This is a genomic window from Chryseobacterium sp. 1B4, from assembly GCF_036631475.1.
Taxonomy (GTDB): Bacteria; Bacteroidota; Bacteroidia; order Flavobacteriales; family Weeksellaceae; genus Chryseobacterium.
The window spans coordinates 14,353-30,748 of sequence record NZ_JAPNUF010000011.1 but is presented as its reverse complement, the minus strand read 5'-3'; the positions used below and the strand labels follow the sequence as shown (position 1 = coordinate 30,748).

The 16,396-nt window shown below is 37.1% G+C and carries 18 protein-coding genes and 2 pseudogenes; 14 read left to right on the top strand and 6 right to left on the bottom strand.

Annotated elements, in window-relative coordinates:
- Window positions 1-126: 126 nt before the first annotated feature.
- Window positions 127-324 carry a hypothetical protein gene (locus OWR28_RS22130; protein WP_332388551.1) on the bottom strand — a complete coding sequence of 66 codons (198 nt, stop codon included), beginning with the start codon at window positions 322-324 and terminating at the stop codon, window positions 127-129.
- The gene (locus tag OWR28_RS22125) at window positions 321-503 is read right to left on the bottom strand and encodes a hypothetical protein (RefSeq protein WP_332388550.1); all 183 of its coding nucleotides are present in this window, start codon (window positions 501-503) and stop codon (window positions 321-323) included. Before OWR28_RS22125 ends, OWR28_RS22130 begins: the two co-directional genes overlap by 4 nt.
- A gap of 87 nt (window positions 504-590) precedes the next feature.
- Between OWR28_RS22125 and rsfS the strand changes: the two are divergent.
- From rsfS to OWR28_RS22070, 11 genes and pseudogenes are all read left to right on the top strand, one after another.
- Window positions 591-955: pseudogene (gene rsfS, locus OWR28_RS22120) on the top strand (ribosome silencing factor).
- Between the two features lie 21 nt (window positions 956-976).
- Window positions 977-2,995 (top strand): annotated as a pseudogene (ftsH, locus tag OWR28_RS22115) (ATP-dependent zinc metalloprotease FtsH).
- A 136-nt stretch (window positions 2,996-3,131) separates the two neighbouring features.
- Window positions 3,132-3,713, top strand: coding sequence for an LUD domain-containing protein (locus OWR28_RS22110; protein WP_232722903.1), 582 nt, complete (start codon window positions 3,132-3,134; stop codon window positions 3,711-3,713).
- 24 nt (window positions 3,714-3,737) lie between these two features.
- Window positions 3,738-4,610 (top strand): phosphatidate cytidylyltransferase, encoded by an 873-nt coding sequence (locus OWR28_RS22105; protein ID WP_332388549.1) that lies wholly within the window; start codon window positions 3,738-3,740, stop codon window positions 4,608-4,610.
- 4 nt (window positions 4,611-4,614) lie between these two features.
- Complete coding sequence (locus tag OWR28_RS22100; RefSeq protein ID WP_332388548.1) at window positions 4,615-5,271, top strand: phosphatidylserine decarboxylase family protein; 657 nt, start codon at window positions 4,615-4,617, stop codon at window positions 5,269-5,271.
- Between the two features lie 433 nt (window positions 5,272-5,704).
- The gene (locus tag OWR28_RS22095) at window positions 5,705-6,649 is read left to right on the top strand and encodes a Two component regulator three Y domain-containing protein (protein WP_332388547.1); all 945 of its coding nucleotides are present in this window, start codon (window positions 5,705-5,707) and stop codon (window positions 6,647-6,649) included.
- 144 nt (window positions 6,650-6,793) lie between these two features.
- Window positions 6,794-7,207, top strand: a complete 414-nt coding sequence (locus OWR28_RS22090; protein WP_332388546.1) for a transposase — start codon at window positions 6,794-6,796, stop codon at window positions 7,205-7,207.
- Window position 7,208: 1 nt separating this feature from the next.
- Entirely contained in the window at window positions 7,209-7,526 is a 318-nt protein-coding gene (locus tag OWR28_RS22085; protein WP_332388545.1) for a helix-turn-helix domain-containing protein, read from the top strand.
- 311 nt (window positions 7,527-7,837) lie between these two features.
- Window positions 7,838-8,803 (top strand): phage tail-like protein, encoded by a 966-nt coding sequence (locus tag OWR28_RS22080; RefSeq protein WP_332388544.1) that lies wholly within the window; start codon window positions 7,838-7,840, stop codon window positions 8,801-8,803.
- A 47-nt stretch (window positions 8,804-8,850) separates the two neighbouring features.
- Window positions 8,851-9,258, top strand: a complete 408-nt coding sequence (locus OWR28_RS22075) for a hypothetical protein (protein WP_332388543.1) — start codon at window positions 8,851-8,853, stop codon at window positions 9,256-9,258.
- A gap of 11 nt (window positions 9,259-9,269) precedes the next feature.
- Complete coding sequence (locus OWR28_RS22070) at window positions 9,270-9,617, top strand: hypothetical protein (RefSeq protein WP_332388542.1); 348 nt, start codon at window positions 9,270-9,272, stop codon at window positions 9,615-9,617.
- Between the two features lie 50 nt (window positions 9,618-9,667).
- On the opposite strand, the gene OWR28_RS22065 is transcribed toward OWR28_RS22070, so the two are convergent.
- The 4 genes from OWR28_RS22065 to OWR28_RS22050 all read right to left on the bottom strand — a co-directional run bounded on the left by OWR28_RS22065 (window position 9,668) and on the right by OWR28_RS22050 (window position 13,561).
- On the bottom strand, window positions 9,668-10,015 hold the full coding sequence (locus tag OWR28_RS22065; RefSeq protein WP_332388541.1) for a DUF1801 domain-containing protein: 348 nt from the start codon (window positions 10,013-10,015) through the stop codon (window positions 9,668-9,670).
- An 18-nt stretch (window positions 10,016-10,033) separates the two neighbouring features.
- Window positions 10,034-11,740, bottom strand: coding sequence for an ABC transporter ATP-binding protein (locus OWR28_RS22060; protein WP_332388540.1), 1,707 nt, complete (start codon window positions 11,738-11,740; stop codon window positions 10,034-10,036).
- Between the two features lie 367 nt (window positions 11,741-12,107).
- A complete protein-coding gene (locus OWR28_RS22055) occupies window positions 12,108-13,028 on the bottom strand; it encodes a M28 family peptidase (RefSeq protein WP_332388539.1) in 921 nt (306 codons plus the stop codon).
- 143 nt (window positions 13,029-13,171) lie between these two features.
- Complete coding sequence (locus OWR28_RS22050) at window positions 13,172-13,561, bottom strand: DUF4293 family protein (RefSeq protein ID WP_332388538.1); 390 nt, start codon at window positions 13,559-13,561, stop codon at window positions 13,172-13,174.
- 144 nt (window positions 13,562-13,705) lie between these two features.
- Between OWR28_RS22050 and OWR28_RS22045 the strand changes: the two genes are divergently transcribed.
- The 3 genes from OWR28_RS22045 to OWR28_RS22035 all read left to right on the top strand — a co-directional run bounded on the left by OWR28_RS22045 (window position 13,706) and on the right by OWR28_RS22035 (window position 16,336).
- Window positions 13,706-13,996, top strand: coding sequence for a Rho termination factor N-terminal domain-containing protein (locus tag OWR28_RS22045; RefSeq protein ID WP_332388537.1), 291 nt, complete (start codon window positions 13,706-13,708; stop codon window positions 13,994-13,996).
- Between the two features lie 31 nt (window positions 13,997-14,027).
- A complete protein-coding gene (rho, locus tag OWR28_RS22040; RefSeq protein WP_332388536.1) occupies window positions 14,028-15,545 on the top strand; it encodes a transcription termination factor Rho in 1,518 nt (505 codons plus the stop codon).
- A gap of 194 nt (window positions 15,546-15,739) precedes the next feature.
- Window positions 15,740-16,336, top strand: a complete 597-nt coding sequence (locus tag OWR28_RS22035) for a superoxide dismutase (protein ID WP_047427203.1) — start codon at window positions 15,740-15,742, stop codon at window positions 16,334-16,336.
- The last annotated feature ends 60 nt before the right edge of the window (window positions 16,337-16,396 follow it).

The window sequence follows — 16,396 nt, the reverse complement described above, 5'->3', positions numbered from 1 at the left end:
CGGACAGGAATTCATGAAGGTTTTGGGCAAGGTCTTCAAGGTCAAATTCTACTCCTGTTTGCGTCAGGAGTGATCCTGCGTTGGATATTTCATCAAAATTTTTCTGCAGAATATTGATTCCGGCTCCTATAATGAAATAATTATTTTGATTAATTTTTTCTTTTCTATTAAAATTCCAACGATTTTTTTACCTTTAAGGATAATATCATTCGGCCATTTGATTTTTACCTCTGAGTCAGACAATTTGGCAAGGAAATCCCGGATTATCATTGCGGTATAGTAATTGAATATAAAGTCGGAGCACAAGATGTTCTGAGTATTCACTGCCAGCGTATATGCCAGGTTTTTCCGGCAGTCTGAGTCCAGGTATTTCCATACTGACCACGGCCTTTAGTCTGATTAAAAGTATGAAGCCCTGTAAAATCTGAATTTCCGTAAAGTAAAAACTTTGATATTTCGTCATTAGTAGAAGAACATTCTTTCAGGTAGAAGAGTTGGCTCATTTAAGAAAACTTTAAGACATTAAGAGGGTAAAAGTAAGGTTAAAGTAAAGAAAAAACAATAAATTTGCAGATTATAGTATTTTTTTAATGAATAAAACAGCAGAAAAACAAGCATTAATAGATAAAATCGTTGAAGCTATCCAGGATGTAAAAGGTGAAGACATAATGATCTTTGATCTTTCCAACATCGAAAATTCCGTAGCAGAAACATTCGTAATATGTAGTGGAAACTCGAATACACAGGTGGCTGCATTGGCAGGAAGTGTTGAGAAAAAGTAAGAAATGAACTGCACGACAGACCTTGGCATGTGGAAGGTGCTGAAAATGCGATGTGGGTACTGGTAGATTACGTTTCAGTGGTGGTTCATATATTCCAGAAACAGGTACGTGAGTACTACGACATAGAAGAGCTTTGGGGTGACGCAGTCATTACCAGAATTGAAAATGAATAATAAAAATTTTAAAAAGTTTAAATGAATAATAAAGGATTCAACTGGTTCTTTCCTATTGCAATCATAGCTCTTTTGCTATTCTTTGGCTCCAATTTCCTTGGAGGCGACAGTGCAAAATCTATTGATGAAGATGGTTTCTTTAGAGAAATGCAGGCGGGGAAAGTCCAGAATATAATTATATACAAAGACATAGAGAAAGCTGATGTTTTCCTGACAAAAGAAGCAAAATCGGCAATGGTTTCCAAAGCCGGAAAAGAAAACAACCCGCTTTCTGCCTTCGAAATGGCTCCTAAAGCAGATTTTTCTGTAAAATATGGAGACCTGCAACTTTTCCTTCAGAAATTTGAACAGATCAAAGCGACCAACCCGGCAATCAAAACAACCAAAGATTACGGAACGGGTAAAAGTGCATTAATGGATATTCTGATTCCTGCACTGGTTTGGATTTCAATTTTAGGATTATTCTATTTCCTTCTTTTCAGAAAGATGGGTGGCGGCGGAGGTCCCGGCGGACAAATTTTCTCTATCGGAAAATCCAAAGCGAAGCTTTTGATGAAAAAGAAAGAATTCAGGTGACATTTAAAGATGTTGCAGGTTTGGAAGGAGCAAAAGAAGAAGTTCAGGAAGTAGTGGATTTCCTCAAAAACTCTGAAAAATATACAAAACTGGGAGGTAAAATTCCTAAAGGTGTCCTGTTGGTAGGGCCTCCGGGAACCGGTAAAACCTTACTGGCAAAAGCTGTTGCTGGTGAAGCCAAAGTTCCGTTTTTCTCACTTTCAGGTTCTGATTTCGTCGAAATGTTTGTTGGGGTAGGAGCTTCAAGGGTAAGAGACCTTTTTGCTCAGGCTAAAGCAAAATCTCCGGCAATTATCTTCATCGATGAGATTGATGCCATCGGACGTGCAAGAGGAAAAATAATTTCTCCGGCGGAAACGATGAAAGAGAAAATACCCTGAACCAGCTTCTTACTGAAATGGATGGTTTCGGAACCGATACGAATGTTATCGTAATGGCAGCAACCAACAGAGCAGATATCCTTGATAAAGCTTTGATGAGAGCAGGACGTTTTGACCGTTCTATCTATGTAGACCTTCCGGAGCTTCACGAAAGAAGACAGATCTTTGATGTTCACCTGAAGAAAATCAAGCTTGATGATAATGTAGACAGAGAATTCCTTGCAAAACAAACTCCTGGTTTCAGTGGAGCAGATATTGCGAACGTTTGTAATGAAGCGGCGCTTATTGCAGCAAGAAATAATCATACTTCAGTAACCAAACAGGATTTCCTTGATGCTGTGGACAGAATCATTGGTGGTCTTGAAAAGAAAATAAAGCAATCAAACCTTCTGAAAAGAGAAGAGTAGCTTACCACGAGGCAGGACATGCAACAATTTCCTGGCTGGTAGAGCATGCATCTCCACTTTTAAAAGTGACTATTGTTCCTAGAGGACGCTCATTAGGTGCAGCATGGTATCTGCCTGAGGAAAGACAGCTTACCACTACTGAACAGATGCTGGACGAAATGTGTGCAACACTGGGAGGAAGAGCTGCAGAGCAGGTAATCTTCAACAATATTTCCACAGGAGCACTTTCTGATCTTGAAACAGTGACGAAGAGAGCGCAGGCCATGGTAACAATCTACGGATTAAGCCCGAATATCGGTAATATTTCTTACTATGACAGTTCAGGTCAGTCTGAATATAATTTCGGAAAACCTTATTCTGAAGAAACGGCTACAAAAATTGATGCAGAGATCAAATCGATTATCGAAAATCAGTATGACAGAGCTGTAAGAATCCTTGCAGATAATAAGGATAAGCTGGATGCTTTAGCCAACAAGCTGCTGGAAAAAGAAGTGATCTTCCGTGAAGATCTGGAAGAAATTTTCGGAAAGAGAGCATGGGATCCGGAATTGACAGAGAAGCCTGTTACCAATACTATTCCTGAAAAAGATCAGCCAATAGCAGAGGCAGCACCTCAGATCAAAGAGAAAGAAGAAGAAAGCGAAATTCAGGCTCCTGAAAGCCCGACGCAGCTTTAAGACCTTTAAAAAATATAAATAACAAAAACCTGGCAACTGTAAAATTGCCGGGTTTTTTCATATTTCAAGAGATATTTTGAACACTATTATAATTTATTTTCTATTTTTGTATAAAGTTGACTAAAAATAGATTAAGTTGAATTTATTCAAGAGGATTGTAAGCAAACTTACCAACCAGCCTGAAGAAGAGGAAAAACAGAGCCTGGAGAAGCTTGGGGATTCGCTGAAAAATGCGGATCTTGACTATAAGTTTGCGCAATTATTTACGCATTCGGGAGGATTTTTTAATTATTGTGCAGATGAAGCGGAGGCTCTACAAACTTTAAATCAAATTATCAAAATAGAAGGCATCCACAATCTCTTCTGCTGGGATAAAGAACTTCAGAACTTTTTGAACGTTGTGAAGACTTCTTATACCTCAGAACTGCAGCAGTCTAATGATGCTGCATTCATTACCTGTGAATACCTCATTGCCTATGACGGCAGAATCATGCTTTCTCATAATAATATCCTTCACTATCATTCTTCCAGGCTTCCTGATAAAATTATCATCATTGCCAATGTTTCCCAGATTGTAAACAACCTGAATGATGCTATGGGAAAAATAAAAAGAAACGGAAATATCAAGAACCTTACTTCCATCAGCGGAAGCCAGTCTAAAATGGACAGTTCTTCCAATTCCAATACAAAACTGTTTTTATTGCTGCTTGAAGATTAAGCAACCACTTCTAAATTTTAAATTTTGGACAAAAATCTCATTCAAAGAACCGTATCAGGTATCGTTTATGTAGCCATCATTATTCTTTGTTCTACTCCCCTGGGAGCACAATTGCTGAACAGTATTGCTCCTGGTTTGGTCAAACAGCAATATCTTTATCATGGCCTGATGAGCTTACTCCTGATCGTAGGAACCTGGGAATGTGTCAAAATCATGAAATTTGGAAACGGGTACGAAAAATGGGTAGTATTTCCACTGGTCATCTTTATTTTTTATATTTTCTCCAAAAGATATTTTAACCACGATTTCTTTTTTGATTTCAGGCTTAGCGAAATATTGGCCCTGGCCCTGATCGGGATTGCTGTGGTAACTTTATTCAAATATCCTAACGAATTATACTTCGACAGCGGGAAGCTTATTTTTACCGTTATTTACGTGGCGCTCCCGTTCAGCTTTGCATTAGGGTTGCCAAAGTTCTCCAGTTATAACGAAAGTTTTTCTCTCGAGGTGCTGTTTCTGTTTATTCTGATCTGGAGCAGTGATACTTTTGCTTATCTGGTAGGGAAATTCTTCGGTAAACATAAAATGGCTCCTAAAATTTCTCCTAAAAAAACTTGGGAAGGCTATGCGGGCGGTGTTGTTTTAACATTGGTCTTATCTTACTTTATTGAACATTATCAGCCTGAATTGAGAGGAAACTGGATGATCGTAGGATTTCTGGTTGCAGCCTTTGCTCCGTTAGGAGATCTGGTAGAAAGCCAGTTGAAGAGAAACTTCGGTGTGAAAGACAGTGGAAACATCATTCCGGGGCACGGAGGAGTTTTAGACAGGCTGGATAGTTTTATTATCTGCGTTCCTGTCGTATATTTGTACTTTATTTTAGAAAAATTTATTTAGTCTCATGAAATTACATAGAGAATCAAAAGGAACGATTACCGTTGCTACCATACTTTTTATCATCCTGGGAGCCTTAGCGATCTATTTCCTTAAAATATGGTCCCTGCTGATCATTATGCCTTTGCTGGTCATTTACAGTTTAGTCTTCTGGTTTTTCAGAGTTCCGGACCGTACTATCCTTGACCACAGAGAAAATGTGATTGCCCCTGTGGACGGAAAAGTGGTCATGATCAAAGAAGTGGAAGAAGATGAATTTATAAAAGGAAAAGCCATCCAGGTTTCCATTTTCATGTCTCCACTGAATGTTCATATCTGCAGATATCCGGTTTCGGGAGAAGTAATTTACAAAAAGTACCACCCGGGAAAATATCTGGTAGCATGGCATGAAAAATCCTCTACAGAGAATGAAAGAACTACCGTAGCAGTTCAGACGATGACCAATCACAAAGTTGTCTTCAGACAGATTGCCGGATATGTTGCAAGAAGAATCGTTTTCTACTGTAATGAAGGTGATAAAGCAAAAGCAGGACATGAGTTCGGATTTATTAAGTTCGGTTCCAGAATGGATGTATTCCTTCCTTTGGACACTGAAATTATCTGTAAAATCGGAGATATTACAAAAGGCGGTCTGGATGTGATTGCCAAACTGAAAGAAAACTAAAATTCCTGTCGCAGATAAAATCAATAGAGAGCTTTTAAAGCTCTCTTTTTTATTTGAGGTATAAAAGGGTATATTTTGTTGTTTGAGTTTAATTACGCATGAGTATTATTGCGTATTGGAAGAGTTATACTTTTCCATTGGAATCAATAATTTTGCCTGCTTAAAAACACAAGCTCATGCTTTTAAGTGATCCGAGGTAAATGATGGTTAATTTATTGTCAAAAATGCTATTTCATTTGATAATTTTAACATCGGATTTTAGTAAATTGTAGCTAGAAAACACCTTAATCATACCCTTTAATGCTGAAAAATACTGATAGATTTCGTTTTGAAGATTTTTATTTTGCATGAAAGGCTGTTAATATTGGAAAATTTATACTTTCAAAAGTACAAATGCCAACTTAAGCTTGTGAAAGCATAAAAAAACAACAAGATGATTTATAAGTTTTTCTTTAAGGTGATCAATGACGAAGCGGAGAATATGGATGATGGTTTTGAAAGCAATTATCTTCATCTTATTAACCGGTATTTGCTTTTATTGTTTTTCATATTCCTGTTTTACTCCATTTTTATTATTATTTTTTTCGGGGATATGCTGATCTCCATATTTCTTACGGTAATTACCTTCTTCTGGCTGTTTCTGATGGCTGTAAAAGGAAAAACCAAAAGGTTCAAAACGGTTTTAAAGCCTTTCATTATCGGTATATTTGTTTTACTCACATTTATAGTGAGCTTTTTTAATATCTATACATACAAAAACGCCGGAGTAGAATACTTTTACTTTTGTCTTCTGTTTGCTGTTCCGTTCTTTCTGAAATACAAACAAGATTCCCTCATCATCTTTTTTATTACATTCATCATCAGTATCAATTTCATTGCATGTCTGTATTTTGATTTTGATTTCCTACCAAAGAGCAGGTTCATAGAAAAAGAAGATTTTAAAACTATAAAACTGCTGAATATTTTATTCTCCGTTGCTTCTTTCCTGATGGATATTGTATTTATTACTCAGAAGGATGAGCTTATTCATGGTTTAATTTCCGATAAAAAAGAAAAGGATTCCACCATCAAGGATCTGGTAAAAACGAATTCGGAATTGATGAAACAGCAGATGCTGATCAACCACCTTTCAGAAGAAAATATTCAGGAAATTTTAAATCTGGCGGAAAGCAATTCACCCGTGTTTTTTGAAAAATTTCAGGTATTTTTTCCACATTTCATTCCTGATATTTTAAGAATAAATCCTAATCTGATCCATTCTGAGCTCTATTTCTGTGCATTGATGAAGCTGGATTTTGATACCAAAAAAATAGCACAGTGTACCAATAACAGTATCCGGGCTGTAGAAAGTAAAAATACAGGATACGGAAAAAACTGAATATTTCCTCGGAGATCAATATCAACAGCTTTTTAATTAAAATTTAAACAGAATTCTGATTTTTGTTACTCATACGTAATCTTGAGTAGGTTCTGATAGTGTTTTTTGATGTTCTTGTCAATATTTTTACCTAAAAACATTGTGATGAATATTAAGAACATCCATATTGGAAGCCTGGTCCAATCCAAAGTGGAAGAGTATCAGATTCCAATAGAAAGAATTTCCCGGTTTTTAAACAGTACGGAAGATGAAGTGGAGAGGATGTATCATGCAAAAAGTATCGATACCGATGTGCTCCTCAAATGGTGTAAACTATTAAAATTCGATTTCTTCCGATTCTATACCGGACATCTGATTTTGTATGCTCCACAGGCGAGAATTGATAATGCCTTCACTCAAAAGGAAAATACCCTGGTTTTCAGGAAAAGCATTTATACGCAGGAGGTTAAGGATTTTATTCTTGATAAAATAAAAACAGGGAAAATGACAGCCAATGATGTGGTTAAAAGGTATAAAATACCCAAGACCACTTTAAATAAATGGATGAAAAAGATATAATATGATGCCGGATTATAAGCAGATTTATAGCGACATTCTTGAAGAAAAATTTCCCGGAAAATTATCAGACCCCACCATCAGGCTCAAGCTGGAAACATTACATTCAGCTTTTGACATTCTGAAATTTAATCAACTGGTTTTTGGAGAAACAGGATATACGGTGGAACGTAAAAATCAGAGGCTCCGTTCTTATGATAAGGAATCAATACTGAAAATTCTCAGTTATCAGAAAAGAAATGAACTCACTAATCTTCAGGTGAGTGGCCATTTTAAGATAAGCCGGAATACCATTGCGAAATGGAAAAGTATTTTTAAATAATGAGTGATAATGTGTTTTTTTAACTTAATGATTTTATTTTTTGTGATAAATAAAAAGTAATTGTTTTTTATGTTGTTTTGATTTTGATATTTGAATTTATAGTTGGGTTTTGTTAAAAAACTCAACTTTTTATTTGTGTTTTTTATCAGGATAAGTCATTGGCATTTATGAGTTTTACTACGCGTGAGTAGTATTGCGTAGCAGGAATTATTTTGTAATCATCTGTGGTTGATAATTTTGTGGAAGTTAAATGCCCAGATTAATATTATCAAACAATTATAACTTATACAATGATGGAAACAAAATTTACAATGCCTCCAATCAAAGTCCTGCTCGTAGCAATGCTCTTTGTTTTTGGAGAAGCTTTTTCTCAAACCAATAATGGTGCAGTAGGAATCAATACGACAACGCCGAACACTAATTCGGTTTTGGATGTTGTTTCAGGAAATAACAACAAAGGGGTACTTATCCCAAGGTTAACTGAAGCGCAGCGAAATGCAATTGTAATGAATACTGCCAAGGATGATGGTTTGACAATTTATAACATTACTGAGGACTGTATTAATTACTGGAGTCTTGCTGATAACGAATGGAAAAGTGTCTGCGGACAAATGGGCAAAGCTGTTTTTACGGTCGACTGTTCCAGTACAAAAGCAATGGGAACTTATGTTCAGACAAAAGAGCTTACAGCATCCAATTATTTAAGTGTGTCCGTAAACGTAACTAAAATTGGAAATTATACGATTACAGGTACTACAACAAATGGATATAATTTCTACGGAACAGGTGTTTTTCTTTCTACAGGAACGCAAACTATCCAAGTTCCGGGACAGGGAGCGCCTGCTGCAATACAGGTAGATACCGTAGGACTAAATGCCAACGGGACAGATGTTTCATGTACACCTGCTGTTACAGTGAATGTATTAAGTCCTGCAGGAATCTATACCATGAGTTGTGGAAGTGCTGCGGTAAACGGAGTATACAAGGTTGGGACAGCTTTAACCGCTTCCAATACAATTACTCTTCCTGTTAATGTAACAGCACTGGGAAGCTATACTGTTACAACTAATACTGTTGACGGAATTTCTTTCAGCGGGTCAGGGACATTTACCTCTACGGGAAATCAGAATATTACATTAAGCGGAACAGGAACTCCAACTTCTACATCGGTGAAAACAATGACAATTACTTCTGACAGCCAGGGCGGGGTATCTACAACATGTTCTGTAAATGTAGTCGTCGTCATTCCTAAAAAACGGTTCTCCATATCGGATTAGAAACAGCTTACGGTTATAGTGCCTATACCGGTCCGTCAAGAAGTCTGATGGATTCTCCAACAAACTTTGGTACGACAGCTTCCAGTATTGTTAAATATGAAGGCTTTACGCATACCTCTTTAGGGAACTCACCTTCTTCAGCAGCTCTTCAGGCGGCTCTTAATAATAAGCCGGATATTGTTGTCATTGGTTACAACTACACACCTAATGCTACAGATGCAGGTTATATTGCTTCCTATCTTAATAAAAAAGGAGTTGTTATTGCGATGACAGATGATACGGGCACTGCACAGAATCTATTCAGAGGAATATTCTCCGATCCTACGATTTCAGCATCTTATGGGGGTGGTGCAGGTTCTGTGTATGCTCTTACCAATTCTGATGATCCCATCCTTAACGGGCCTTTTGGAGACGTAAGAGGAAAAACTGGGGTGAAGATGCTTCTACCACAGTAAATATTTCAGGGTTGACAAGTGGATTTGTTCCTTACAGCTATGCGCAGCCTATTAACAGCACAACTACCAGAACAGGAATTTCAGGATTAAGAAATACGAGCCTAAACTTTATATGGTTTGGTGACGGTGGTTTTTTAAGTAATGAAAATGCCAATGGAAATCAGTATCCAAGTAATACCATTGAGCCTTTTGTAGCGCCAAGTTCAGGAGGATATTTACCGGTTCAGAAATCCTCTTACGGATATGCAGGAAACGGATATACAACAGGAGGAATGCAGGTTCAGAATTCAATCCTTTTTGCCAATATGATTGCCTGGGCAATTAAGCAGGCAGAATTTAACGGAATAAACACACAATGATGAAAGGTTTTTAAAGATGGCTCCGGCACGATTATTCGTGCCGGAGTTTTTTATTTTATATGTCTTTTAACCTCCTGTACAAGGTTCAGTATCAGTTCTACGGGAATGTCCTCTTCCCTATCAATAAGAAGGATTTTAAACTTCTTTCTGCCATCCTGGATCAGTTCAGGATAATCAAGTCTGTCACCATGATAAAAGCTCAGGTAATGCTTTTGATATTTTTTGCTGTAATAGAAGTAACACAGCATTTTCTTTTTGTATTTGATGAACGGAAGTCCGAAACTGAAAGTTTCTGTAATATTTTCCGGATCTGAAGCCAGGATCTTATCACGTAAAAACAAAAGAGTACTTCTTTCAGGCTCTTCGATTCTGTAGAAATACTCTTGTATAGGGTTCATTTTAATTCGATTAAAAGATTAGTCGAAGTTTTGAAGTTCAACAAGTTTGTGATACATTCCTCTTTTTGCAATCAGGTCGTGGTGGGTTCCCTGTTCCACGATATCACCTTTATCCATCACTACAATCCAGTCTGCTTTCTGAATCGTTGAAAGACGGTGGGCAATCACTAAAGAAGTCCTGTTCTCCATCATTTTCTCCAGGGCATCCTGAACAAATCTTTCAGATTCTGTATCCAGGGCGGATGTGGCTTCATCAAGGATCATAATCGGCGGGTTTTTCAATACAGCTCTTGCGATAGAAACCCTCTGTTTCTGGCCTCCGGAAAGTTTGTTTCCATCATCACCGATATTGGTATCATACCCTTCAGAAAGGTTGGAAATGAAAGAATCCGCATTGGCAATTTTTGCAGCAGCAATTACCTCTTCTTTGGTGGCATCGGGTTTACCCATCAGGATATTGTTATATACAGAATCGTTGAATAATACGGATTCCTGCGTTACCATTCCCAGCAGCTGGCGGTATTCCTGTAATTTTAAATGTTTAATGTTTGTCCCGTCAATAAGGATTTCTCCTTCCGAAACATCATAGAACCTCGCTAAAAGATTGGCGATGGTTGTTTTACCACTCCCGCTTTGGCCTACCAAAGCAACCGTTTTTCCTTTAGGAATGGTTAAGTTGAAGTTTTTAAGGATAAGATTTGCTTTGTCATAATAGAATCCAATATCCTTGAATTCAATATTATTCTGAAGTGTTGTAATAGAGACAGGTTCTGCAATTTCTTCAATTTTCACATCGGCTTCAAGGATTTCCAATACCCTTTTCAGGGAAGCTTCTCCTTTCTGTACATTGGAAATAGAAGTAGATAAGCTTTTTGCAGGAGGAAGGATCTGGAAGAACATTCCTAAAAATACAAGGAAATCTGCCGGAGAAATACTCTGCTCAACAATAATTTGTTTCCCACCGTACCATGCAATAATCAGGAAGGTAATAGAACCTAAGAATTCACTCATTGGAGACGCCAATTCTTTCTTTTTACCCAAATTGATAGAGCTTGAGATCCATTTGTTCATAGAATGCATGAATCTGTTATTCATGATTTTTTCCCCATTGAATATTTTAATAACCTTTGAAGACTTCAATGTTTCATCCACAATAGAGAAAATAGTTCCAAGCTCACTTTGTGCTTCATGTGAGTCTTTTTTAAGGCTTTTTCCGATCAATGCAATCATTGTTCCCATCACAGGAAGAACCAATAGCGAGAAAAGAGTCATTTCAGGACTCAGGAAAAATAAGGTCACCAATGTACTGATCAGCATAAAAGGTGCATTTATCAGTTCAATCAAGCTTCCTAAGATATTTCCTTCCACTTCTCCTACGTCATTGGACATACGGGACATCATATCTCCCTTTCTGCTCTCTGTAAAGAATGAAACAGGAAGGGAAAGTATTTTTCTGTACATCGCTCCACGCAGGTCTTTGGTTACTCCCACACGGTAATTGATCAGCAATAAAGAACCGAAATACCGGAATGCATTTCTCAAAAAGAACATAAATGCAGTAATGATGCACAGCCAGGCAAGGACAGTAAGTGCCCCGTAATTACTCACCAGTGTTTGTACATAATAATTGGAATATTCTTTTATATAGGAGAAAAAATCAACAATATCACCGGAATATACTGGTGCTTTTTCATATTTTTCTGGTTTTATGGTTCCAAAAAGCATTCCCAGAACCGGTAGAATAGTCCCCAGGGAAGCAATCTGAAATACAGAATACAGAATATTGAAAAATAAACTTCCGTAGATATATTTTTGATGCGGCCTCGCGAACTTTAAGATTTTTTTTATATTCGTTCATTCAATGAAAAAATTGGATAGCAAAATTACGTAAAATTAAAAGATAAGACGTTCTTAATCCTGTTTTACTTTAACGGATATGTTTCAAAAATCGTTTTTTTGTTACAACTCAGGGCTGTTAAACTTTGTTTTTAAAATAAATAAACGAAACTTTAATACCGGAACAAAAGGTGGAACAGCAAAGCAGTTTAATAAAAAAACCGCTTATTCAGCGGTTCCTTTTATAATGGTTTAATTAAAATTTCACCTGATCGTTATATTTTGGGCTAAAGTTTTTAGGATTCAGCTTATCCAGTGTTTTTCCAAAATTATTGATGATCTGTGTCATATTATCAAAATCAACAATATTGATATCATCATTTTCATGGTGATAATGAGACGCCTTTGTCATATCAACCGTAGAGAATGAATGGGCAATAATTTTCTTTTTTACAAAACTTACATTATCCGAACGGTAAAACAGCTGCTGCTTTGCATAAGGATCAGCATTAATTTTTAATCCGTTTACTGCATTTTTATTGAAAAGCTCATCAAGATCTGAGAATCCGTCTCCTGTCATATATAATGCATTTTTGCCCCATTGGGATTCTGTAGCTACCATTTCAAAATTAAAAAGGGCAGTCATTTTATTATAAATGTGATCCAGATTAGAATCTGTTGCAATAGCTCTTGAACCCAGCATTCCTTTTTCCTCTCCGTTAAATGCCATAAATACCATGGAGAATTCCGGTTTTTTATTTTTAAAATAATCAGCAATACCTACCAGAGTCGTGATTCCGCTGGCATCATCATCCGCTCCGTTATAAATATTGTCTCCGCTTTTATCACTGGTTCCGATATGGTCGAAATGCCCTGAAAAACCCAGATACTGATCAGATTTTCCTTTTTTGATTCCACAAACGTTGTATACTGTTTTTCCATGGTAGTCAAATGGCACCAGATAAGAATTTCCCGTACAATATTCCAGGTTGTTTTCTTTAAAAAGTTTAGCGATATAATGGGCTGCATTTTCATTTTCCCGGGTTCCGATTTCACGGCCTTTCATTTCATCTGAAGCGAGAGTGGAAAGAACTGTTTTTACTTTTTCCCTGGAAACTTCCTGTGCAAAGGTAAATATGGAGAATAGTGATAAAGTAAGATACGTAAGCTTTTTCATTGTCTTTTATTAAAAGTTATATGATCTGTCGTGTTTCTGACTAAAAAGTTGCAATGAATTTACATAAATTAAATAAGAAAGTATGGAAAATAAAAAACAGCTCCTGAAAAGAAGCTGTTCTCACTCAAAAAATCGTTGTAAGGTTATCGAAGTCTGTCTACAGATTTTACGAGCCTCTCATCTTTGCGGATGTAAACGTTTGCAATAAGCAGACAGATCACCGCCATCAATGGGAAAATCGGCTCAATACCCTTCTCAGGAAACTGAATTCCTCCGGATAAGTTTAGTAACCAGTACGCCAATACACCAATCAACAAAGCGTTTATAATGATGCTGATGGTATTCAGCAAAATTTGTCTTTTTCTGTTTTTGAAACTGAAAATACTTAATGCTCCAATAAGAACAAGGGCTATACAGCTGATATTAAGTAAAGGAATACTGTCTGAAATGACAACATCCTGACCTGTTATGAAAAGGAAAACAGCAGCCAAAACTGCTAATAAAGTCCATATAGTTTGTATTCTCTGTAGCATTGAATATTAAATTCTTGGCAAAAATAATATAAATTTTGCACAATTCAAAAATAAGTGTAGATTTGCATTATACAATGTACTTGAAAACAAAAGTCACCGGACTTACTTTTCTTACTCACAATTAATTACATTTTTACATTAAATATGTTTAACATAGAAACGTTAAGGTCAAAATCCGTAACGGAACTGACTAAAATCTTAAAAGATTTAGGCGTTAAAGTTGCAAGAAACAGCAATGAAAATGACAAGATCTTTGCTATTCTTGACTTTCAGGCTTCTAACCCTAAAGTTGCAAAAGATTATTTCAACGCCACTGAAACCGCCAGTATAACTACTGAAGAGGCTCCGGCAGAAAAACCTGCCAAAGCCCCGGCAAAAAAGCTGCCCCGAAAAAAACGGCAGCCAAGCCAAAAGCAAATGCAAAAGCTCCGGTAGAACCTAATGCAGAGGAAAAACAGAAGAAAAGGTGCCGGCTTCCGAAGAAATAAAACAGGAAGAACCAAAAGCTGAAGCTGCTGCAGTAACAGAAGAACCCACAGCAACAGCCCAGGCAAAAAAGAAAAGAAAAAGAGTTTCTGCCAACACCGCTAATGCAGAAGTAGCCCAGGAAAGAACAGAAGTTCCCAAAAACACAGAATCCCCAGAGCCTGCCCAGGCAGAAGAAAAGCCTAACAATTCTCAACAACCACAGGCTAACAGACCTCAAAAAGGACAAAACCACCCACAGAACAGTGGAAACCAGCATAAAAACCAAAACCAGCACCAACAGCACCAAAACCAAAACCAGCACCAACAGCACCAAAACCAAAATCAGAACAGACATTCTGAAAAGGCTGAGGAGCAGAACGATCCTAAAAAAGAATTTAATTTTGATGGATTGGTAAGTATTGAAGGGGTTTTGGAAATCTTACCGGATAACTACGGATTTTTACGTTCCTCAGATTTCAGCTATATCTCTTCTCCTGATGATGTGTATGTTTCTACGGCACAGATCAGAAATTTCGGTTTGAAAACCGGAGATACAGTGAAAGGAATTGTCAGGCTTCCTAAAGAAGGGGAAAAATATTTCTCATTATTAAGGCCTACAGAAGTTAACGGACGTGATCTTGCCTTTATCAAAGACCGTGTAGCTTTTGAATATCTGACACCACTTTTCCCTGAAGAGAAATTCAACCTGGCAGGAAGCGGATCTACAGTATCCACAAGAATTGTAGATTTATTTGCCCCTATCGGGAAAGGTCAGAGAGCAATGATCGTTGCGCAGCCTAAAACAGGTAAGACAATGTTGCTTAAGGATATCGCTAATTCTATTGCAGCGAACCATCCGGAAGTATATATGATGGTTCTTCTGATTGATGAACGTCCGGAAGAGGTTACCGATATGGAAAGAAGTGTGAATGCAGAAGTAATTGCTTCTACATTTGACGAAGCCGCCGAAAAACACGTAAAAGTAGCTAACCTTGTCCTTGCAAAGGCCCAAAGAATGGTTGAATGCGGACATGATGTAGTCATTTTACTGGATTCTATTACAAGACTGGCAAGAGCATACAACACCGTGACACCTGCATCAGGTAAAGTTCTTTCCGGTGGGGTAGATGCGAATGCTCTTCACAAACCGAAAAGATTCTTCGGAGCAGCAAGAAAAATCGAAGGCGGAGGTTCTCTGACGATTATTGCTACCGCATTGATTGATACAGGATCCAAGATGGATGAAGTAATCTTTGAAGAATTCAAAGGTACAGGTAACATGGAGCTTCAGCTGGACAGAAAAATTGCCAACAGAAGAATTTATCCTGCTATTGACCTTGTAGCATCAAGTACCCGTAGAGATGATCTTCTTCTGGATGAAGTAACTTCACAGAGAATGTGGATTCTCAGAAAATATCTTTCTGAGATGAATCCTGTGGAAGCTATGGAATTTGTAGATAAAAACATTAAAGGAACTCTCAATAATGAAGAATTCCTGATGTCTATGAATAAATAAATTAATTTAATTATTGTTAAATAGAAAGCACGGATCATTAGGTTCGTGCTTTTTGCTGATATTGCATAAAAAATAAAACTTAATTCATTCTAAATCAATATATCAATGTTAAAGATTTATTAAAGTAATCCAGAATTCTTGATAATCCCTTAAATATTGGCTAATTTTGAATCATAACATTAAAAATAAAGATTATGTCATTTGAATTACCAAAACTAGGATATGCATACGATGCATTAGAGCCAACGATCGATGCAAGAACTATGGAAATCCACCATACAAAACACCACCAGGCATACATTGACAATTTAAATAAAGCCATTGAAGGTACTGAACTAGCAGGTAAAACAATCGAAGAAATCTGCCAGACAGGAACTGATAAACCAGCAGTAAGAAATAACGGAGGAGGTCACTTCAACCACTCTTTATTTTGGGAAATCTTAACGCCTGGAGGAAGCAAAGAGCCTGTAGGAAATGTAAAAGCTGCTATCGAAAATTACGGAGGTCTTGATAAATTCAAAACTGATTTCTCTGAGGCTGCTAAAACAAGATTCGGTTCAGGATGGGCTTGGTTGGTAAAAAATGCTGACGGTTCTGTATCTGTTTCTTCCACACCAAACCAGGATAACCCGTTAATGCCTGTAGCAGACGTTAAAGGAACTCCGGTTTTAGGATTAGACGTTTGGGAGCATGCTTATTATTTAAACTACCAGAACAGAAGGCCTGATTATGTTTCAGCTTTCTTCGATGTAGTAAACTGGGATAAAGTAGAAGAATTATTCAATAAATAATTTTCAGCTATTATAAAAATAAAAGGTTCAGAAACTCTGAACCTTTTTTATTGATTTTAA